This window comes from Neorhizobium puerariae (genome assembly GCF_042429745.1).
GTDB classification, from domain to species: domain Bacteria; phylum Pseudomonadota; class Alphaproteobacteria; order Rhizobiales; family Rhizobiaceae; genus Neorhizobium; species Neorhizobium puerariae.
Genome location: NZ_JBHMAA010000008.1, coordinates 467,151 through 487,096 on the forward strand (window position 1 = coordinate 467,151; position 19,946 = coordinate 487,096).

Here is a 19,946-nt window from a genome sequence, read left to right on the forward strand (position 1 = left end):
GCCACGTTGGAGGTCCTGCAGCCGGTGATTTTTTCCGAGCGGTAGTTTCCCAACGAAATCTGCCTCTATCGGTACGAAAAAAGTGCAGTGTCTTGCGCACTATCTTCAGGCCGCGTGCCAGCCACATCGCCGCGGCTGAGCCAAAGAGCGGTGGGAGGCTGATCTATCTGGAGCAGCAGGCCATACGAATTTCCATCCGCCCGCAGGCGGTTTTATTCGGGCAAGCAGATCAGGAACCCGCACCCGTAAGCTCGGCTCCCAGCCAATCGGCAAATGAAACGGCACCTTCCGAAAGGCCGGCGAATTTCCGGGCGACGAGCCAATATGCGCCATGAGAGATCAACGTCTCGAAGGGTTGGATGAGACGCCTCGTTTTCAGTTCGTCGCGGATGAAAATTTCATCCATCAGGCCTGCTCCTTCACCGCGCAGAACCGCCTGGAGGACAAACCCGCCATCCGAATAAACGGTGCCGCGCCGTATGTCGGCCTCCACACCTGCGGCTTCAAACCAGCGCTGCCACAGATCGCGGTTTTCCTCATGAAGAAGCGGGTATCGCAGGAGGTCGGATGGTGTCTTTAATGGTGTGCCCCGTTGAATGAGCGCAGGTGCGACAACAGCAACCATTGTCACATCGGCCAAATGCCGGCTCTCCACTCTGAGCCACTGACTGCTGGCGGCGCTGTGGCGAATTGCGATAGTCGCGTTGCCGGCCCGGAACTCTACAAGACGCGAATCGGCCTCCAGGACGAGATCGACGTGAGGCTGCGCCTGTCGAAAATTCGACAGGCGCTGCGCGAGCCAGCCAGCGGCAAAGGAAGGCTCGGAGCTCACGATCACCGTCTCAAATGATGGTTGTTTGCTGGCTTGGAGCTGATCCAGGCAAGCTCCCACGTCATCGAATGCCTGGGTGAGGACACGAAGAAGGCTTTCGCCGGCGGTTGTCAGATGGACACTGCGATGGCGGCGCTCGAAGAGCGCCAGTCCCAATCTGGCTTCCAGTTCGCGGACCTGCCGACTGATCGCGGCCTGTGAAATGAATAGCTCTTCAGCCGCAAGCGTAAAGCTCTGCAGGCGACCGGCCGCCTCAAAACTCCGCAACGCCGTCAGTGGCAAGCGTCCACGCTTCATGGATAACCTCAAGTCATGTGAAGGAGACGATAAGCTCGTTTGAACGGATCGCGCAAGCCGGGTTCATTGGTCATGAAGGAGACACGACCATGTGGGCCGACATACTCGCAGTCCTTCTTGATGCCTTGCGGATGGTAACCTGGCAGCCAAGGCGGGATGTTCAGGAGGAATCTCGGCCTCGGGCGGTGGGCCATCGTTTCGTTGACTGAAACTGTCCGTGCTTCTATGCCCTTGCCTCGGGTATCCTCACCCGACTGCCGCTGCCGCGGGCAATCCGAGATGTTCGCGCAGTGTCCCGCCCTCATATTCGCGGCGGAACAGGCCGCGTTCCTGCAGGATCGGCACCACGAGTTCGGTAACATCGGCCAGCCCGCCCGGCAGGTGTTGCGGCAGGATGTTGAAGCCGTCGCAAGCGCCGCTCCCGAACCATTCCTGCATCTCGGCGGCAATCTTGTCGGGCGTGCCGGCCAGAACGCGCAGGCTGCCCGCCCCGTATTCCCGTAGCAGCCGGCGCAACTGCCAGCCTTCGGCCTTGGCGCGTTCGCCGAGATGCCGCATCGCGCTGACCCGGTCGCTGCTCTGCAGATCGGCAGGCACCGGCGCGTCCAGATCGTAGCCGCTCAGGTCGCCGTATTCCGACCAGGCCCGTGCCATCGCGATCACCGGATCGGCGATCTCGTCATAGAGCATCAGCTTTTCGGCCACCTCGGCCTCGGTGCGCCCGGTGACGATCTGCACGCCCGGCAATATCCTCACCGATCCCGGTGCGCGGCCGAAACGCGCTGCAGCGGTGTCCATTGCCTTCCGGTGGCGGATGCAATCCTCCAGCGTCTGCGGAATCGTGTAGACGGCCTCGGCATGACGGGCGGCGAGGGCGATGCCTCGCTCGGAATCCCCGGCCTGGAAGATCACCGGCTGTCCCTGCGGTGTGTGCGAGGAGGTCAGCGGTCCCCGCACGCGGAAGAAGTGGCCCCGGTGATCCGCGGCATGCAGTTTTTCCGGATCGTAGAACCGTCCTGTCTTCCGGTCGTGCATGAAGGCATCCGGCTCCCAGCTTGCCCAGAGCTTGCGGACCACTTCGATGAACTCGTCCGCACGCTCGTAGCGGGTTTCCCGGTCGTAATGCGCCTCCCGGCTGAAATTCAGCGCCTCCTGCTCGGACCATGAGGTGACGGCATTCCAGCCCGCGCGGCCGCCGGAGATATGGTCGATGGACGCATAAGTCCGGGCAACGTGATAAGGCTCGTTGTAGCTGGTGGACGCGGTGGCCACGAGGCCGATATGCCGGGTCTGCACTGCCAGTGCCGCAAGCAGGGTGGTCGGCTCCAGTTCGACATTCTCGTGCGAATGGGAGAGGGCTCCCGCCGGTCTGTCGTTGCCGCGTACCGCCAGCCCGTCCGCGAAGAACACCATGTCGAACTTCGCGGCCGCGGCGATGCGGGCGGCCTCGGTGAAATGCGACAACGATTCCGAAGCCCCCGGCAAAACGTTGGGATGCCGCCAGGCCGATGTGTGATAGCCGAGCCCCCGGATCGATGCTCCGAGAGACATCCGCCTGCGATCCGCCATGCTGTCCTCCTTCTCGCGCGAGTTCAGCGTGGAATGGCGAAGCAGTGCCGCGCCGCCCAGGCCACGAAGGCCGGCTCACCCGGTTTTAGCCAACCTTTGTCGCCCGAAGTCAGATGCGTCGTGACGAAGGCGCTGCCATCTGCCGCCCTCAGATGATGCCGCCGTACCGAGCCCGACAGCACGATCTCCTCCACCTCCACCTGCATCATATTCTCCGCGGACTGCTTTGCCACCTCGGCCTCGATGAACAGCCGGCCGCTTTCGGGGCGGACGATGAGGTCCACGGTCCTGCCCGTCGCCAGTGGAAATTCCTTGCGGATATCGGTGCGGAAGCGTCCGATCTGCCCGCAGTCGATGATGGCGGCGTCGCCATCGATCGCCGCGACCGTACCCGGCAGCACGTTGGAAATGCCGAAGAACTGGGCGGAAAATAGAGAGTTCGGCGAGAAATACATATCCTCCGGGGCACCGAGCTGCTGGATGCGGCCGCCGTTCATCAGGCAGATGCGATCCGACATCGCCATCGCCTCATCCTGGTCGTGGGTGACGTAGAGGATCGTCGCGCCGAGTTCCCGGTGCAGCCGGCGGACCTCGATCTGCATGTGGTCGCGAAGCTGCTTGTCGAGGGCGCCGAGCGGCTCGTCCATCAGGATGATCGCCGGTTTGTAGATGGCGCAGCGCGCCAGCGCTATACGCTGCTGCTGGCCGCCCGAAAGCTCCGAGGGGAACCGCAATGCAATGTCCGGGAGCCGCACGACCTCCAGCACGTCCTGCACGCGCCGGGCGATTTCGGCTGCCGGGCGGCGGCGCATCTTCAGCGGAAAGGCGAGATTCTCCTCGATGGTCATGTGCGGGAACAGCGCATAGTTCTGGAACACCAGCCCAATGTCGCGTTCCCATGCCGGAAGGTGCTGGGCAGGCTTGCCGCCGATCAGCATCTCGCCGCCGTCCGCGTCGATCAAACCCGCGAGGATTTGCAGGATCGTGGTCTTGCCGGAGCCCGAGGGGCCAAGCAGCGTCAGGAACTCGCCCTCTTCGACCTCCAGTGACACCGGATGCAGGGCGATGACATTGCCGTAACGTTTTTCGATGTTGCGCAAGGAAAGCTTGCTGACCATTCTCTGGTTCCTCGTGGACCTGGCGGTAGGCGAAATCTACAGGGTGGAGCGTGCGAAATCCGGGACGGTGACAAGCCGGGAGATAAGGGATCGGGTGAGTTTTCCGACATCGGCCTCGGAATGCGTCCGGGCTGAAATCCAGCGCAGATCGGCGGCGAAGCGTCTCCAGGCCTCGGCCATCTCCACGTCGTCAGCCCAATCGAGTACATACCACAACTCTCCGGAACCGTCCGCCGCGGTCCATAAGCCGGACAGCCTGAAGCCCAGATCGGCGAGGATCGGCAGCACATGGTCGCCGAACCGTACCAGCAGCGGCTCCCCCAGCCCGTCGTTGCGGACGTAGTGGCGAAGTTCCCGGATCATCCTCGCCTTTCCCCGTTGTTCGTGGCAGCCAGTCCCTCAGTCTTCCGGGCAGGGGCACCGCGCTCGACCGGAAGCGCGGGATTGCGTCCCCATTCGGCGAAGGAGCCGGGGTAAATGGTGTCCACAAGCTCCGGCAAAGCATCCGAGGGAAGCGCGTCGACACTTCCGGCCTCGCCCACGCGGGCGAGCGCGGCGGCGAAAGCGCCGATGCAGGCGGTCACGCCCGAGCCGCAGGAAAATCGCAGCGGCGCATCGAGTGTCGCGCCCGCCTCTGCGAAACGCGTGGAGAGCGTCCGGGGCGGAAGGAAGCGCGATTGCGCGTCCAGAAGTTCGGTAAAGGGCAGGTTGGTGCTGCCGGGAACACGGCCCGACCGGTCCTCCGGCGTGCCGGCGAAGGCCACGGTGCCGCGCATGTCCACGAGCAGCGGAGCGTCTCCGCAATCAAGGTCTGCGAGGATCGCTTCCTTCGTCACGATGCCGCGGACGTCGCGCGCGGGATAGCGGGCGGCAGCGCGCGCGACGGCATCGCCGGTTTCCAGCGGATGGCCTGCCGCGATCCAGGCCGGCAGGCCGCCGTCCAGCAGCGAAACGGAGGTATGGCCGAAGGCGCGGAACATCCACCAGACACGCGCCGCCGAGAACATGCCGAGCGCATCGTAGACGACGACCGGCGTCTCCGGCCCTATGCCGAGCCCATTCGCTGCCGCCGCGAAAGTCGCTGCGTCCGGCAGCGCGTGGGCAAGCGGAGCAATCGGGTCGGCGACCTTGTCGATGTCGAACCGCTGTGCGCCGGGAATGTGGCCGGCAAGGAACTCGGCCTCGGCATCCCGGTTTGCCGCAGACAGGAACCAGGTGCCGTCGAGCACGACGATGGCCGGGCCGGCTGCATCCAGCCGCGCCTTCAGCCGGTCCGCGCTGACCAGAAGCGGCAGGCTCATGCCGTCACCTGCTGCGTACCGCCGATCCGGCGCACGCCCATGTTCTCCCGCAGGGTCCGTCCCGTGTATTCGGTGCGGAACAGCCCGCGCCGCTGCAGTTCCGGGACCACCAGTTCGGCGAAATCCTCGATCCCGCGCGGCAGCGTGGCCGGCGTGATGTTGAACCCGTCCGCCGCGCCCGCGCGGAACCATTCCTCCATCGTGTCGGCGATCCGGATGGGCGAGCCGATCAGCACCTTGTGGCCGCGTCCCGGCGCAAGCGCCTGATAGAGCTGCCGGATCGTCAGGTCTCCGCCGCGCGCGATGTCGCGTGCGAGCCTGATCACCGTCGCGGCCGCGCCGCTGCGCTTCGGTTCCATATCCGGCAGCGGCCCGTCGATCGGATAGGCGGAAAGGTCGCCGAAAAGAGAGGTCAGATGCGCCATGCCGACGCCCTCATCCACCAGGGCTTGGAGCGCATCGAATTTCGCCCGTGCCTCGTCTTCCGTCCTGCCGACGATGGGCTGGAGGCCGGGCAGGACTCTCAGCTCGTCCGGTTCGCGTCCGTATTTGGCCAGCCGGCCCTTGACGGAATCGTAATAGGACTTCGCTCCCTCGATGGAGTTCTGGATCGAGAAGACGATATCGGCCGTCTCCGCCGCCAGTTCCTGCCCGTCCTCCGACTGGCCGGCCTGCGAGATGAGCGGATAACCCTGGATGGGCCGGTCGATGTTCAGAGGCCCCTGCACGGAGAAATGCTTGCCCTTGTGGTTCAGGAGATGCAGCTTGTCCGGGTCGAAGAAGATGCCGCTCTGCTTGTCGCGGATGAAGGCGTGCTCCTCCCATCCCTGCCAGAGGCCAAAAGTCACATGCACGAATTCCCGCGCCCGCTCGTAGCGATCGGCATAGCTGAAATGGGTCTCGCGGCCGAAATTGCGCGCTTCGTCGTCCGACAGCGACGTGACCACGTTCCAGCCGGCCCGCCCACCCGAAAGGTGATCCAGGGAAGCGAATTTCCGCGCGATATGAAAGGGCTCGTTGTAGCTGGTGGAGGCCGTGCCGACGAGACCGATGTGAGAGGTCTGCCCCGCCAGATAGGAAAGCAATGTGATCGGCTCGAATCGCGAGACGCGGGCGGTCCGGGCCAGGGCCTCCCGGTCGAGATCCAGGTCGCGCATTCCCAGCGCATCGGCCAGGAATACCATGTCGAACTTCGCGGCCTCGGCAATTCGAGCGACACGGGCGAAATGCCCGGGATCGAGTTCGGCATTGTCGGGCGTGGAGGGATCTCGCCATCCCGCGGAATGGTAGCCGGTGCCGCGCATTGAGAGCCCGAGGCTCATCATGCGGGGTGTGGGTGTGCTGCGCATTGCTTTCATATCTTTCCGGTTGTTCAACGGGCAAGGTTGCCGCGCAGGGTGGGGCTGGTGCCGTAGGCCTCGGGCACCAGCTTGCGCCGACGCAGCTCGGGCATGACGAAACGGGCGAAATCGTCGAAGGCAGGTGGCGTGGTGGCAGGCATCAGCGTAAAGCCGTCGCAACCTTTGGCCTCGAACCATTCCTGCATCAGATCGGCAACGTCGGCTCCCGTGCCGAGCGCCGTGACATGGCCCTTGGCGCGGGTGGAGAGCACGCACATCTGCCGCAGCGTATGTCCAGCGTGCAGGGCGATCTGGAGCACCTGCCGCTGGCGGGTGCTTTTCTCGCTCTGTTCGGCGATGAAATCCGCCGGCAACGGCTTGTCGAGATCGAATTTCGACAGGTCCGCGCCACCGAGCACGAAGGAGAAATGCTGCAGGGCCACGGCCGGATGGACCAGCTCGTCGAGCTGTTTCTGCCGTGCTTCGGCTTCGGCCCGGGTTTCGCCGACGAATGGGACGAGGCCGGGCATGATCCGCAGTTCGTCCGGGGCGCGGCCATGGGCGGCCATCCGACCCTTCACCTCGGTATAGAATTTCCGGGCGGAGGACAGGTCGGACAGCGCGGTGAACATGCCCTCGGCATGGGCGGCGGCGATTTCCTGTCCTTCCGGCGAGGAGCCGGCGACAAAAATTCCCGGCCGGCCCTGCTCGGAGGGCGGCACGTTCAGCGGCCCTCGCACCTCGAAGAATTCCCCCTTGTGGTTCAGCGCGTGCAGCCTGGCCGGATCGTAATAGCGGCCGCTTTCCTTGTCGCGGATGAAGGCATCCTTCTCCCAGCTGTTCCATAGCCCCTTCACCACCTCGACCATTTCGGCGGAGCGGCGATAGCGGTCGGCGATGTCGATGGGCGGAAGATGCGCGAAATTGGCGCGTACGTCGGCCTCATAGGATGTGACCACGTTCCAGCCCGCCCGACCTTTGCTGAGAAGGTCGAGCGATGCGAGTTGGCGCGCTATGCGGTAAGGCTCTCCAAGCGTGGCCGATGCGGTGGAAACGAGGCCGATGGATCGCGTCGTGACGGCCAGTGCCGACAGCAGCGTGAAGGGCTCGAACTGCGCCACGAAACGGCTGGCAGTGCGCGACAGCGACTCCGGCGTCCAGCGCCCCGCCTTCACCGCTTCGCCATCAGCAAGGAATACGAAGTCGAAGCTCTCCGCCTCGGCCTGCCGGGCCATTTCGAGATAGGCTTGAAAGTTCACCGGAAAATCCGAGGGCACTTCGGGATGGCGCCAGCCCGCCATATGCTGTCCTGTCGGATTGATGAAGAGGCCCAGATGCAGTTTCGACATGATCTCCGTCCTTCAATCGCGTCGCCGTGCGCTCGCCTGAAGCGCGTAGCTGCCGAGAACCACGATCAGCACGATCGCCAGCATGATCATCGCCACTGCAGCCAGAAGCGGCTCGATGTTCCAGATGCTCGCTCCCCAAAGCTGACGAGGCAGCATGGTGTTGGCCGAATCCGCCACGAACAGCGACACGGTGAGTTCGTCGAAGGATTGCAGGAAGGCGAAGAGGAAGGCGGAAATCATCCCGACCCGCACGATCGGGAACGACACATGACGGAAGGTCGCCAGTTTGTTTGCGCCCAGAGTCCAGGCGGCCTGATCCAGCCGGATGTCATAGTTGCGTAGCACCGTCATGACGGTAATGACCACGTAAGGCACTGCAAAAACCGTATGCCCGAGCACCACCGCCAACGTGGTCTTGGCGATCTGCATCTGAGCGAACAGGTAATAGAGCCCCACCGCCACGATGATCGTCGGCACGACCATCGGCAGCAGCAGGAACCCGATGATGGCCCGCTTACCGGGCACGTTGCGCCGTGCCAGCATGAAGGCCGCCGGAATGCCCAGCAGCATCGCCAGCGTGGCGGTGATCAGCCCCACGACGATGGAGCGCACCGTGGCTTCGCGCCATTCGGGCGACGTGAAATACTGCTCGAACCAACGGAGCGTGAAGCCCTTGGGCGGCCAGGCAAGGTAAGCCGAGTCCGAGAAGGCGACCGGAAAGAGCACCAATGCCGGCGCGGCGATAAAGAACAGGATCAGCGAGGCTGTCAGCCACAATTCTACGCGCGGACGTCCGTTTACCCGACCGAAGCGCTTTCCCCACAGCAACCGCCGCAGTGAATCAAAGCCTGCTCCGAGCCAGGCGGAGAGCCAGCTCACGATGGCCAGCACCGCCGCTCCCGTTCGCCGGAGCGCAGAGTTGCGATGCTGCGCCTTGCGCTGCGGATCGCCCGCCAGCGAGGCGAAGCCGAGGACCTTGTCGAACAGGTAGAAGACCACCAGCGTGATGATGAGTAGCGTCACACCCAAGGCGGCGGCGAACTGCCACTTGAACCCTTCATCGATCTGCTGGACGATGAACTGCGCGATCATGATATCGCGCGGCCCGCCCAGAAGCTGGGAGGCGACGAAGAAGCCCATGGCGTTGACGAAGGCGATCAGCGCGGAAGCAACGACCCCCGGCATCGACAACGGGAAATAGACCCTCCAGAAGGAATGCGCTCCCCGTGCGCCCAGCGTTGCCGAGGCGCGCATCAGGTTGCGGTCTATATTTTGCATCACCGAGAGCATGATGAGGATGGTGATCGGCACCAGCGTATGGACCGTGGAGATCAGAACCCCGGTTGCATTGTAGATCATCTTGATCCTGCCAAAGCCCAAGCCGGCCAGAAGGCTGTTCAGCATCCCGCTGTTGCCGAGCAGCACAATCCAGGCGATGGTTTTCACCAGAAAGCTGGTCCAGAGCGGCACCATGACCAGCAGCAGCAACGGCGCGCGCCAGGTCTTGGAGATCGAGGCCAGCAGATAGGCCACCGGATAGGAGACAAGCACGCAGAGCAGGGCCGAGAGTGCGGCGACCTGGAAAGTGTTGAGGAAGATGCGGAGATAGACGGGAGTGTCGAAAATCCTCCGGAAATTATCCAGCGTGAAGCCGCCGCCATCGACATGTTTGATCGAAAGGCTGAGCAGCATGGCGACGGGATAAAGGAAGAAAACCAGCATGAAAGCCAAGGCGGGGGCAAGCGGCCAGAGGCCTGAAAGCCGTTCCTTCCATGGCTTCGTGGTGATTGCCGGCCTTTGCGTTCCCAGGGTATCGAGGCTGTCAGTCATCGCAGGAGTCTCTGCATCGTGTTCCCGCCCAACCTTTCAATCCAGCGCATGCGCTAGCACGAGGCCGACCTGCCTCGTCGCCGGCAACATCAGTTCAGAAGCCAGGCCGCGAAACGTTCATCCGCCGCATCGCGGTTCTTCGCCCAGAAGTCGGCGTCCATGAATGCCAGCTTGCTGAAGAATTCCGGATTGGTCGGCATCTGTTTGGCATATTCCGGATCGAGCTGATCCAGCGCCCGCGTATCGAGAGGTCCGATCGGCATCCGCTTGACATACTCGGCATAGTTTTCCGGCTGCATGGAAAAGCGGATGAACTCGCGCGCCAGGTCGGCCTTGGGATTGCCTTTCGGGATGACCCAGCCCGCCAGGTTATAGAAACCGCCTTCGAAATTCGAAGTGATGTCGATCCCCTCCTTGCGCATCAGGAAGGTGCGGTGCCAGTAGGTCGGGCAGATTTCCACCTCTCCTGAAAGATAAAGCTGCGGCGTGGTGGAGTCGTCGCCCCACCAGACGTCGACGTTCGATTTGATCTGGTCCAGTTTCGCAAAGGCGCGGTCCCAGCCGTCGGCGGTCGAAAGCACCTTGTATATGTCGGCGGGCGCGACACCGTCGGCACGCAGCGCCAGTTCGATGTTCTCGTTCGGGCGCTTGCGCAGCCCGCGCAGGCCCGGATAGGTCTTCGTATCGAAGAAGTCCGCGAAGGTGAGGAGCCTGTCCGGAGCTTTCCCGGTTTTCCATGCCATGACGAAGGGCACAAAAATAAAGCCGAGCCAGTGCTTGCGGACCGCCTGCGCCGGAAAATGCGACGTCAGGTCTTCGGGCAGGCCCAGATCCGGCTCGACATAGCCTTCGCGCAGCATGAGGTTGGCGGTGTCGAAGGACGTCCCCATGCCGGCGTCGATGTCGTACTGGCCGGTTTCCACCTGCACCTTGAAGCGGGTGTAGCTGTTCTCCTTGGACGGGGCGGCGGTCCGCACTTCGATTCCCGTTTTCGCGGTGAAGGGCTTCATGAAGGCTTCGGATGCCGCATCCTGATGGGCGACGCCGACATAAAGCACATCTTTTATCTGACCGAGCACTGCCGGGGCAGCCAGCAGCGTTGATGTCGCCGCCGCGGATTTCAGCAGGGTTCGTCGGTTCAATTGCAATCGTGTGAGCATGACACCTCGCTTTGACGTCTGGTCGGACTTCGTTTCGGATGCTGCTTCGGGCTGCGGACAGATCGCTTTCTCAAGCCTGATTGAGTCCACTCCCCTGGTGCCGCACCTGTTGCCCTGAGCACGGCTGATTATCTAGCATTTCTGTCGAAACTGTATTCAAAAAGAAATACTGAATTGAACGCAGAGAGGGAAACATTCTACCCAATGGTGTTGGGGAGGGAGAACATCATGCTTGGCGATGCGCCGCGCGGTGGTGTTGCCGACATCGCACTTACGATCGGGGAGAACTCCTCGATCTCCACGGTGTTGCTGACGCGAACTCCACAAAAAAAGCGTCCCGATGCTCTTTTCCGTTTCGGACAGGAAGGTGGGGACCGGTGCGAGCCGCCCTGTTGGCAGTCTCCGCAAATGTCCTTGCCCCCACGTTCGGCAGAAAAGCCGGAGCGTCGAAGGTCACGTTCAACCGGAGATTTCTTCGGGGAAGCGAAAAGACCTTATGCAAATCGTCTGCTTCTAGTGTTCCAATAATGGAACATCATGGTTTATTTTGAGTAAATTCTAATTTTGTTCCTTGAGAAATACGTGCGGCGAGAGGAGAGACATGGGTGCCGGTGATACTTCATCCCACTGGCGTTCCATATCGATTGCCTTCATGCGCCCGGATCAGCGACTGAAGCCAAGCAGGCTGCTGTGATCATCTTTGGCCAGTGAACACAAGATCCCGTTGGGATTGTGGATATAGGTGTTCGTCACGAAGTCCGGATCGATCGGAGACGAGCGCTTGCCGGCGGCAACCAGCTGCTGCAGCATCTCGCTAATGGCAATCACGTCCCTGCCTGCGGCCGGCCGAATTCTTATCGCATCCGGCTTCACGTTGTTTTCCGGCCGTCGAGGCATACTGTCCGGTCTTCGATCCTGTTGCTGGCAAGACGGTTGGCGGCGTAGGCGCGTCAACACGTCGCCAGGTCCTACCGTTCCGGACTGAAGCACGCGATAATATCACCCAGTTTTGCCCGTTGACTGGGCATCGCGAGCCACCATTCCTCTGCCGAAACGCTCATTCATCTTTTCGTCAACGAATTCCACCCATTATCAATCCAATCGAATGGACGAGCGTAAAGCGGCATCAAGTCGGTCGATGATCCATAGAAGGCTCCCCCTCCAGAAACCATGAAGGCGTGCCTGATGGCTTCGGTAAAGCATGATGTGACTGAGCTGTGCGAGACGCCCGCGCAGACTCATTCCTTTGAAGAAACCGAACTGCCCGAGAGATGCAAATGCGTCATATTCACCCAGCGACACGATCGATCCGAGGTTCTTGTATTGGAAATCAGGAAGCTGGGCTCCTATTTCGATTGCCTCGTCCAGATGTCTAATAAGATGTTGAGCCTGCTGATGGGCTACTTGGGCGGTGGGGGGAAGCGGCCGTTGGGCATCGGACAGCGTCAGGCTGGCGCAATCGCCTATAGCGTAAATATCGGGATCGATGGTCGTCTGCAGGGAGGCTCTCACGATGAGTTGGCCGCTTCGGCTTAGTTCGAGCCCATCGAGGTTCTGAAGGATCTCCGGTGCCTTGACGCCCGCCGCCCACACCTTGAGCGAGGCGGGGACACGGCTCCCATCCTGCAACTGGAAGCCGTCCGGATCGGCGGCGTTCACCGGAACGCCTGTCATGACCCGAATCCCCAGGGTTTCGAGCTTCTCGCGTGTGAACTGCGAGATATCCTCCGGGAAGGCTGCCAGCAGGCGCGGCCCGCTCTCGATCAGGGTGATTGAGATAAGTGACGGCAAGTCATAGGCGCCGTAGGCGGTCGCGGCCTCGGCAAGAAGCAGCAACTCAGCGGCGAGCTCCACGCCGGTGGCCCCGCCACCGACAATACCGATAGAGAGCTTGTCTTTCTGTGCAATGCATTGCAGCAATCGGATGCGTAATTCATTGTTGAAAGCGTCGGCTTGGCGACGCGAGTCAATCATGAAACAATTCTCAGCAACGCCGGGCGTGCCGAAATCGTTGGCCTGACTGCCAACTGCCAGGATCAGTTTATTGTAGGCTAAACGACGCGCGGGAACGAGCAGGCGCCCGTCCGGTGCATGGATCGGAGCGATTTCAACCTCACGCGCCTTTCGATCCAATCCGCTCAATTCACCCGGCTGAAACGTGAAGCCCGCGGCGCGCGCTTGGGCAAGAAATGTGGTTTGCTGTTGTGATGTATTTGCCGTTCCTGCTGCAATCTTGTGCAGCATGGGCTTCCAGATATGGGATGCATCGCGATCCACCAGCGTTACGGACGCGCCCGCGCCACGTTTTGAACGGCGGCCGAATGCCGTGGCGACTTCAAGGCCGGCGACCCCGCCGCCGACAACAACAAGATTGTGATCTTTCAATTGGTTCATCCTGAATAATGATCCGCTGTTTTCGGGCTATAACGAAAAGTAGAGCCATGTGAGCGACCCTGGGCGAACGGTCTTCGCGTTTACTCATGCTTTAGGAAGTCGTCCCGGGTGGAGGGCGCAAGGCGAGTCCGAAGCCGATGATCGAAAGACCTGCAATCGTAAGGTCGATGGCGAGAATGGTATCAGCACCTATCCCGAGTTCGGCAACCCGATCGACAACAAGACCTGCGACGATGAACAGACTGACAAGCCCCCCGGCGGTCAGTGACGCCGCCGCCCTGCCGAACGGGAAGGAGATCCCGATCCATATCTTTAAGACACCAAGGATCGTAAAGGCGAAACTGAACAATAAAAATGCTGGTAATGCTGTCTGCAACGGATCGCGCGCGAGCATAAAACCCAGAACAATCTTCAAAACCGCAACGGCGATCCAGTCCAGATAGAGCAGAGGTCGAGCCAGTCGCATGATGATAATGCCAATCAGCAACCCACCAAACACGAAACCCATACCTGGCCAGTAACCACTTATGTTTCGGCCAAATTGCGTATTTGCGAACGTCAATATCGCTAGATCGACGAGAAGAACTCCCAGGACGATCAATCGCAGCCATGCCGACGGTTGATGGAAGCGCTCGGAAGTCACTTTTCGCCGATTCAATATCGCACTTTTAAGCGTAAGCAATGAAAGGGGGACGCGCGCAGCGGCATGTGTGCGTCCCCCTTGATGTCCGGATGAGGGGTAGTGGCCGGACATCACCGGACCTCGCCCTGGGGGTGCCGGGCGAATGTCCGTAACAACGTTTGACTTCCGTGAAGCAAACCCTGGGCAGACTGATGAGGAATATCTTCTTGCTCGGCCAGCAGCCTGGTTCCTCGTGGTCCTGCGTCACACGATGGATGGATGGGATCGTTGGACAATGAGCTCAACACGATGAAGACACCCCCATATTGCGGGGAAATATATACATACAAACCAAATGTTTGTAAATAGCCGATACGAATTGATCCGGTGCGTTCACGCTCAATTCATGGTCGCCTGGCGCCAACCATGTCGCCAAGTCACGGTCGCAGGTCCGAGCAGTAGGGAGGAAGCACCAACCCATCTGGTCAGGTTTCAGGTCCGTGCATTTGTGTGGGAGTAAGGGCGCAAGCAAACGTAATGCCGCATCCGCGCATCGTTCCGCCTGATCGCATTTGGGAGTCCGTCCGAAGAGGGAAAATGCGGCGGCGCAGGATGTCGACCAATACTCGTCAGCGCTCCCAGGAGGACAGCATCATTTTTATGAGATTTGCTCTGTCTGGGGAGAGACGATGGTTCCGCTGCCCGAGCGACCATTCCACGATAAGGCCCAACATCGTTGCGGTCAGCATGGATGCCGCCTTCTCAGGAGTCCAAGGGGGAGAAAGCCCCGAATCACGCTCAATCGCCCGCAGGATACGCAGGATTATATTCGCCATCTCATCGTGGAAGGAACTTCCGCTATCCTGACTTTGATCGGCAAGTGCTATGTCAAGACGCAGCATGACCCGAAACAGGCCACGCTGCCTTGCATCATGTTCCAGCCGAGCGAACATCTCCGATATCAGCTTGTCGAGTTTTTCAAGCGAAGCAGCCCCGACGCTCGAAGTGAGATCGTCAGCGAGCTTTCGAAAAGGTTCCTGCCCTTCATCGCGCAGGGCAAGGATCAGTCCCTGCTTGTTCTTGAAGTGCCAGTGCACAGCACCGCGAGTAACTCCGGCAAGTGTTGCAACTTCTTCGAGGCTGACATTATCATAGCCCTTATCGAGGAAAAGGCGCTCGGCCGCCAGCAATACGTTCCGGCCGGTTTCGGCCGCCTGTTCCTTCGTACGCCTTACCACATCATCCTCATCACGATTCGGGCATCAAACATGCGATATGTTTGTATATAGGCCATGCTTTTTCTTGTGGATATGATCGCAGGTAAAGATTTGAAACATCGAGTTATTCATCACCCGGTTCCACGACGAGAAACTCTGCTCGAAACCAGATGGCAACAGACGGGAATGCCGCCTTGATATACGGGACAGCCATCCCGGAGGATGAACGCCGAGCCGAGTAATCCCGGCTCGGCGTCGTTGCAGCCTGCACCAAATCGTGGCGCGGACAGAACTATATGCAGGAGGACACACCTTAGGCGACGGCCATACTTTTCTTTGAACGGTGACTGAAGAGCTTGTTCACCAACACGAAGAACACAGGCACGAAGACGATTGCAAGCAGGGTTCCAGTGACTGTTCCGAAGAATGTCGCAAAACCAATCGCCTGACGCGCGCCCGCTCCGGCCCCTGTGGAGATGACCAGCGGAACGACGCCGAGACCGAAAGCAAGCGATGTCATCAAGATCGGTCGAAAACGAAGTTTTGCAGCCTCACAGACCGCCGCGAATGCATCTTCGCCGAGCTGAGCCATCCTTTCGCGGGCGAATTCGACGATCATGATGCCGTTCTTCCCCGTCAAACCCACGACGGTGAGCAAGCCGACCTGGAAGTAGACGCCATTTGACTGACCTCCGATCCAGGCGCCCAGAAGCGCGCCCAATATGCCGACCGGCATGGCAAGAAGCACGGCGATTGGAATCGTCCAACTTTCATAAAGCGCAGCAAGGCAAAGAAACATGGTCGCGAGCGCGAGGCCATAGAGCGGCAGAGCCCCTGCTCCTGCTTCCTTCTCTTCCAACGACAGGCCCGTCCACTGGAGACTGAACCCTGGCGGAAGCTTTGCGGCAAGGCTTTCCATTTCGGCAATCGCCTCGCCTGATGAGAAACCCGGCACCGCAGACCCTTCGATTTCCATCGCCGGCAGAGCATCGTAGCGGCTGACTTGTTGTGGGCCGAAGACCCAGTCTTGCGTGGCAAATGTCGAAAAATCGACGAAGTCGCCATTGGCGTTCGGAACGCGCCAGAGCGACAAATCTACGGGACCTGTTCTTGCCCAGGGTTCGCCCTGCACATAGACACGCTTCATCCGGCCCTCGTAGAGGAAGTCGTTGACATAGGAACTCGACCAGACCGTCGTCAGGAACGAGCCCACATCGGCAGCCGTCACACTGACGGCACCGGCCTTGGCCCAGTCGATATTCAGCTGGAACTGCGAAGCGTCTTCCACCCCATTTGGTCGGACGGCCATGAGTTTATTGCTCTGCGAGGCCATGCCGAGCAGAGAGTTACGAGCCTCGAGCAACTGCTCGTGGCTTTGGCCGGACCGGGCCTGGAGAAAAGCCGTAAAGCCATTCGACGTGCCGAGCTCCATGACGGCAGGAGGGACGATCGGCACTACGATCGCCTCCTTTATGCCGCCCATCAACGGCCCAAAAGCACGCCCCGCAATAGCCTGAGCCGAGTTTTCGGCGCCGGCCCGCTGTTCCCAGTCCTTCAGCTTGATGAACATCATGCCCATATTCTGGCCCTGACCGGCAAAAGAGAAGCCGCTTACCGAAAAGACGGATTCAACATTCTTCGCCTCGGCAGCCATGTAGTAATTTTCGACTTGCCGTAGGACCTTTTCGGTATTCTCCGCAGTTGTTCCAGAGGGTGTCTGAATGACGGTCAGTAGCGTTCCCTGGTCTTCATCCGGAAGGAACGAAGTCGGTGTACGTTGATACAGAACAACCATTGCTGCGACCAGAAGCAGGTAAACGACAAACATTCGCAACGGACGCCGCGTTGTACTGCGTACGATCCCGGCATAAATGTTCGTCAATCCTGAGAAACGTCTCTCGAACCATTCGCTGAATCGACCCGCCAGCCCTCGGTTAGGCTCGTGGGAATGCGCTTTGAGCAGCGTTGCGCAGAGAGCGGGCGTGAATATCAGCGCGACGAGAACCGACAGGGCCATCGCCGAGACGATCGTCACGGAGAACTGCTTGTACATTTCACCGGTCGAACCGCCGAAGAAGGCCATCGGCACGAAGACGGCGGAAACGACCATGGCGATGCCCACCAGCGCCCCCTGGATCTCGCTCATTGACTTTTTCGTGGCCGCGACCGGATCGAGATGTTCATCCCGCATGAGCCGCTCGACATTCTCGACCACGACGATGGCGTCGTCGACGAGCAAACCGATGGCAAGCACCATGGCCAGCATGGTGAGGGTGTTGATGGAGAAGCCGAGAGCCGCCAGCACGCCGAACGTACCGAGCAGAACAACAGGCACTGCCAGCGTCGGGATGAGCGTAGCGCGGAAATTGTGCAGGAAAAGCAGCATTACAAGCACGACAAGTGCGATGGCTTCCACAAGCGTGTGAATAACCGCCTCAATGGAGAGAGAAACAAACGGTGTCGTGTCGTAGGGCACGACATAGCTCACTCCCGCCGGCAGATATTCCGCCAGTTCGGCAATCTTCGCCTTGACAAGTCCGGCCGTTTCGAGGGCGTTCGCACCGGAGGCGAGCTGGATTGCCATGCCGGAGGCGGGTTGACCATCAAAGAAGCTCGTGACCTCGTAGTTCTCCGAGCCTAGTTCCGCGCGGGCAACGTCGCGCAACAAAACCAAACCGCCGTCGGTGTCCGCCCGCAACACGATCCGCTCGAAATCCCCAGGCGTCTTCAACAGGGATTGCGCTGTCACTGTCGCGTTTAGCAACTGCCCCCCGGGGGCGGGCATGGCACCGAACGAGCCTGCGGAGATTTGCGCATTCTGCGCGGTGATCGCCGAGACGACCGTACTTGGAGACAGGTCGTAATACTTGAGCTTCTGCGGGTCGAGCCATATCCGCATTGCATATTCCGACCCGAATACCTCGACCTTGCCCACGCCCTTCAGTCGCGAGACCGGTTCGACCATATAGGAGTTCAGGTAGTCGGAGAGATCGATCGCCGACCGTGCTCCGTCTTGCGAGATCAGCGCGACGACCATGAGATAGCCGGTCGCTGATTTTTCGACCGTGAGGCCTTGACGCGTGACCTCTGCGGGCAGGCTTGCCTCCGCCTGGCTAAGCTTGTTTTGCACCTGGACCTGGGCAATGTCGGGATCGGTGCCCAGATTGAATGTTATGGTAATTGTCGCGCGACCTGTGGAGGTCGTGCTCGAGTCAATGTACCGAAGACCATCCAGGCCGGTCATCTCCTTTTCGATGATCTGGACGACTGTATCCGCTACGGTCTCGGCCGAGGCTCCTGGATAGGTCGCGCCGATAACGACGGATGGGCCGGCGATGGAAGGATATTGCGAGATCGGAAGGCGGAGGATGGAGAGCACCCCAAGGCCCATGATGATGATGGCGATCACCCAGGCAAAGATAGGGCGATCGATGAAGAAACGTGCCATTGCTCAATTGCTCCCGCTCACCGCAGCCTGCTCTTTCGCAGGGGCCTGCTCTATTTTCACCGTGGCGCCGGGCGCAATCTTCTGGAAGCCGGAGGTGATGACCTTATCCCCGGCCTTCAGTCCGGCGGTGGTGACCCAGGTATTGCCTGAATTGGTGAGGATGGTGAGCGGGCGTACAGCAACTTTTTCATCCTCGACGACCCAGGCATAGGCTTCACCCTTGGTATTGCGCATGACCGCGTTTTGCGGCACGAGGATCGCGTTTTTCGCAATGGCTTGCGGCAGCTCCACTTCGACATAGAGCCCCGGCAGTAGCATATGATCGGGATTGGCGAACGTGATGCGCAGGGTCACCATGCCGGTCGTGGGCACCACTTGCGGTTCGGCGGCCTTGAGTTCTCCTTTGTGCAGATAGGTCGTGCCATCGGGGAGGATCATCGATGCGGTCCCCGCGGCGCCAAAAGCGGCGGCGCCGCCGGAAGCATTCCACCGCAACAGATCAGTTGCCGACTGGGTGACGTCCACATAGATCGGATCAAGCGCACGAATGGTCGTGAGTGCCGTCGCCTGCTCGGCTGAGACCAGGGCGCCGGCTGTCGTCTGGGAAAGACCGATAACCCCCGTCAGAGAGGCGCGGATCGTCGTCCGTTCGAGATTTATCTCGGCGCTGGTGAGTTGCGCTTTGGCCATTTGCAGCGTCGCATCTGCTTTGTCGCGCGTGGCAATCGCGTTGTCGCGGTTGGACTCCGAACCGGTCTGCTTGGTGAACAGATCTTCGGCCCGGCGTGCCTGGATCACCGCAAGGTCATAGTCCGCCCGCGCCTGGGCCACGGAAGCCTGAGCTGACGCCACCGCAGCGATATAGGTTTTGTCGTCAATCTTGTAGAGCGGTTGTCCTTCCTTGACGCGGGCACCCTCTTCAAAAAGTCTCTCCAGGATGATGCCGGATACCTGCGGACGCACCTCCGCGACATTCGAAGCCTTGATCCGCCCCGGCAACCGGGCCTTCAGCGTAAAATCTTTGAGCATAACCGATTCCACGGTTACGGATGGAACCGGCTGTTGCTGGGCATAAACTGTCGCAGGAATGGTCGCGAGCGATGCAACGAGTACGACGCATCGCAAGAACCCGGAGGGGGTGTTTCGGGGCATGTCTGGCCTTTCCATAGGATTAAAAAATTAGGTCTCGAAGCGGACAAGAAGTGCGTATGAACCGGCACGCATCGCTGTCGCTTGCGCGGGCAGACGGAATCCGCAAACGCGTGTCATGCATCCGTCCCCGGGTGGTAATTCCATCGAAGCCTCTGTCATCGAGCCGCTCTCTCTGCACCCTCATTCGGCCAAGGCCGTTGGAGAGGTGCCTTGCTTCCGGGGTTCATCGGATGTAATTATTATACATACCGGATGGTTGTAAAGGTCTCGCGACCAAAAACGGAAACCGGCTTCGTCAAAGAGAGAGTTGTGACGAC

At 60.4% G+C, this 19,946-nt stretch carries 15 protein-coding genes; all 15 read right to left on the reverse strand.

Going from position 1 to position 19,946, the window contains the following annotated elements; translation table 11 throughout:
- Positions 1-229: 229 nt before the first annotated feature.
- The 15 genes from ACFFP0_RS07545 to ACFFP0_RS07615 all read right to left on the reverse strand — a co-directional run bounded on the left by ACFFP0_RS07545 (position 230) and on the right by ACFFP0_RS07615 (position 19,644).
- On the reverse strand, positions 230-1,129 hold the full coding sequence (locus ACFFP0_RS07545) for a LysR substrate-binding domain-containing protein (protein WP_377258370.1): 900 nt from the start codon (positions 1,127-1,129) through the stop codon (positions 230-232).
- 246 nt (positions 1,130-1,375) lie between these two features.
- Positions 1,376-2,698: an LLM class flavin-dependent oxidoreductase gene (locus ACFFP0_RS07550; protein ID WP_377258373.1), complete on the reverse strand. Its 1,323-nt coding sequence runs from the start codon at positions 2,696-2,698 to the stop codon at positions 1,376-1,378.
- A gap of 23 nt (positions 2,699-2,721) precedes the next feature.
- Positions 2,722-3,816 (reverse strand): ABC transporter ATP-binding protein, encoded by a 1,095-nt coding sequence (locus ACFFP0_RS07555; RefSeq protein ID WP_377258376.1) that lies wholly within the window; start codon positions 3,814-3,816, stop codon positions 2,722-2,724.
- Positions 3,817-3,852: 36 nt separating this feature from the next.
- The gene (locus tag ACFFP0_RS07560; RefSeq protein WP_377258379.1) at positions 3,853-4,179 is read right to left on the reverse strand and encodes an NIPSNAP family protein; all 327 of its coding nucleotides are present in this window, start codon (positions 4,177-4,179) and stop codon (positions 3,853-3,855) included.
- A complete protein-coding gene (locus ACFFP0_RS07565) occupies positions 4,176-5,117 on the reverse strand; it encodes a sulfurtransferase (RefSeq protein WP_377258382.1) in 942 nt (313 codons plus the stop codon). Before ACFFP0_RS07565 ends, ACFFP0_RS07560 begins: the two co-directional genes overlap by 4 nt.
- Positions 5,114-6,466: an LLM class flavin-dependent oxidoreductase gene (locus ACFFP0_RS07570; RefSeq protein WP_377258384.1), complete on the reverse strand. Its 1,353-nt coding sequence runs from the start codon at positions 6,464-6,466 to the stop codon at positions 5,114-5,116. The genes ACFFP0_RS07565 and ACFFP0_RS07570 overlap by 4 nt, the downstream gene beginning before the upstream one ends.
- A 23-nt stretch (positions 6,467-6,489) precedes the next feature.
- On the reverse strand, positions 6,490-7,806 hold the full coding sequence (locus ACFFP0_RS07575; RefSeq protein ID WP_377258386.1) for an LLM class flavin-dependent oxidoreductase: 1,317 nt from the start codon (positions 7,804-7,806) through the stop codon (positions 6,490-6,492).
- 12 nt (positions 7,807-7,818) lie between these two features.
- Complete coding sequence (locus ACFFP0_RS07580) at positions 7,819-9,636, reverse strand: ABC transporter permease subunit (RefSeq protein ID WP_377258389.1); 1,818 nt, start codon at positions 9,634-9,636, stop codon at positions 7,819-7,821.
- Positions 9,637-9,725: 89 nt separating this feature from the next.
- A complete protein-coding gene (locus ACFFP0_RS07585) occupies positions 9,726-10,778 on the reverse strand; it encodes an extracellular solute-binding protein (protein ID WP_377258392.1) in 1,053 nt (350 codons plus the stop codon).
- A gap of 681 nt (positions 10,779-11,459) precedes the next feature.
- Positions 11,460-11,669, reverse strand: a complete 210-nt coding sequence (locus ACFFP0_RS07590) for a hypothetical protein (RefSeq protein ID WP_377258395.1) — start codon at positions 11,667-11,669, stop codon at positions 11,460-11,462.
- Positions 11,670-11,888: 219 nt separating this feature from the next.
- Positions 11,889-13,190 (reverse strand): NAD(P)/FAD-dependent oxidoreductase, encoded by a 1,302-nt coding sequence (locus ACFFP0_RS07595; protein WP_377258397.1) that lies wholly within the window; start codon positions 13,188-13,190, stop codon positions 11,889-11,891.
- Between the two features lie 91 nt (positions 13,191-13,281).
- The gene (locus tag ACFFP0_RS07600) at positions 13,282-13,944 is read right to left on the reverse strand and encodes a hypothetical protein (RefSeq protein WP_377258400.1); all 663 of its coding nucleotides are present in this window, start codon (positions 13,942-13,944) and stop codon (positions 13,282-13,284) included.
- 497 nt (positions 13,945-14,441) lie between these two features.
- The gene (locus ACFFP0_RS07605) at positions 14,442-15,050 is read right to left on the reverse strand and encodes a TetR/AcrR family transcriptional regulator (protein ID WP_377258403.1); all 609 of its coding nucleotides are present in this window, start codon (positions 15,048-15,050) and stop codon (positions 14,442-14,444) included.
- A 292-nt stretch (positions 15,051-15,342) separates the two neighbouring features.
- Positions 15,343-18,477, reverse strand: a complete 3,135-nt coding sequence (locus ACFFP0_RS07610; RefSeq protein WP_377258406.1) for an efflux RND transporter permease subunit — start codon at positions 18,475-18,477, stop codon at positions 15,343-15,345.
- A gap of 3 nt (positions 18,478-18,480) precedes the next feature.
- Positions 18,481-19,644 (reverse strand): efflux RND transporter periplasmic adaptor subunit, encoded by a 1,164-nt coding sequence (locus tag ACFFP0_RS07615; RefSeq protein ID WP_377258408.1) that lies wholly within the window; start codon positions 19,642-19,644, stop codon positions 18,481-18,483.
- Positions 19,645-19,946 lie beyond the last annotated feature (302 nt).

Bases quoted from the DNA above. Each gene is read 5' to 3' on its own strand.
- ACFFP0_RS07555 (WP_377258376.1), bottom strand. From the start codon at position 3,816: ATGGTCAGCAAGCTTTCCTTGCGCAACATCGAAAAACGTTACGGCAAT.
- ACFFP0_RS07615 (WP_377258408.1), bottom strand. From the start codon at position 19,644: ATGGAAAGGCCAGACATGCCCCGAAACACCCCCTCCGGGTTCTTGCGA.
- ACFFP0_RS07600 (WP_377258400.1), bottom strand. From the start codon at position 13,944: ATGTCCGGCCACTACCCCTCATCCGGACATCAAGGGGGACGCACACAT.
- ACFFP0_RS07550 (WP_377258373.1), bottom strand. From the start codon at position 2,698: ATGGCGGATCGCAGGCGGATGTCTCTCGGAGCATCGATCCGGGGGCTC.
- ACFFP0_RS07570 (WP_377258384.1), bottom strand. From the start codon at position 6,466: ATGCGCAGCACACCCACACCCCGCATGATGAGCCTCGGGCTCTCAATG.
- ACFFP0_RS07575 (WP_377258386.1), bottom strand. From the start codon at position 7,806: ATGTCGAAACTGCATCTGGGCCTCTTCATCAATCCGACAGGACAGCAT.
- ACFFP0_RS07595 (WP_377258397.1), bottom strand. From the start codon at position 13,190: ATGAACCAATTGAAAGATCACAATCTTGTTGTTGTCGGCGGCGGGGTC.
- ACFFP0_RS07560 (WP_377258379.1), bottom strand. From the start codon at position 4,179: ATGATCCGGGAACTTCGCCACTACGTCCGCAACGACGGGCTGGGGGAG.
- ACFFP0_RS07545 (WP_377258370.1), bottom strand. From the start codon at position 1,129: ATGAAGCGTGGACGCTTGCCACTGACGGCGTTGCGGAGTTTTGAGGCG.
- ACFFP0_RS07580 (WP_377258389.1), bottom strand. From the start codon at position 9,636: ATGACTGACAGCCTCGATACCCTGGGAACGCAAAGGCCGGCAATCACC.
- ACFFP0_RS07610 (WP_377258406.1), bottom strand. From the start codon at position 18,477: ATGGCACGTTTCTTCATCGATCGCCCTATCTTTGCCTGGGTGATCGCC.
- ACFFP0_RS07565 (WP_377258382.1), bottom strand. From the start codon at position 5,117: ATGAGCCTGCCGCTTCTGGTCAGCGCGGACCGGCTGAAGGCGCGGCTG.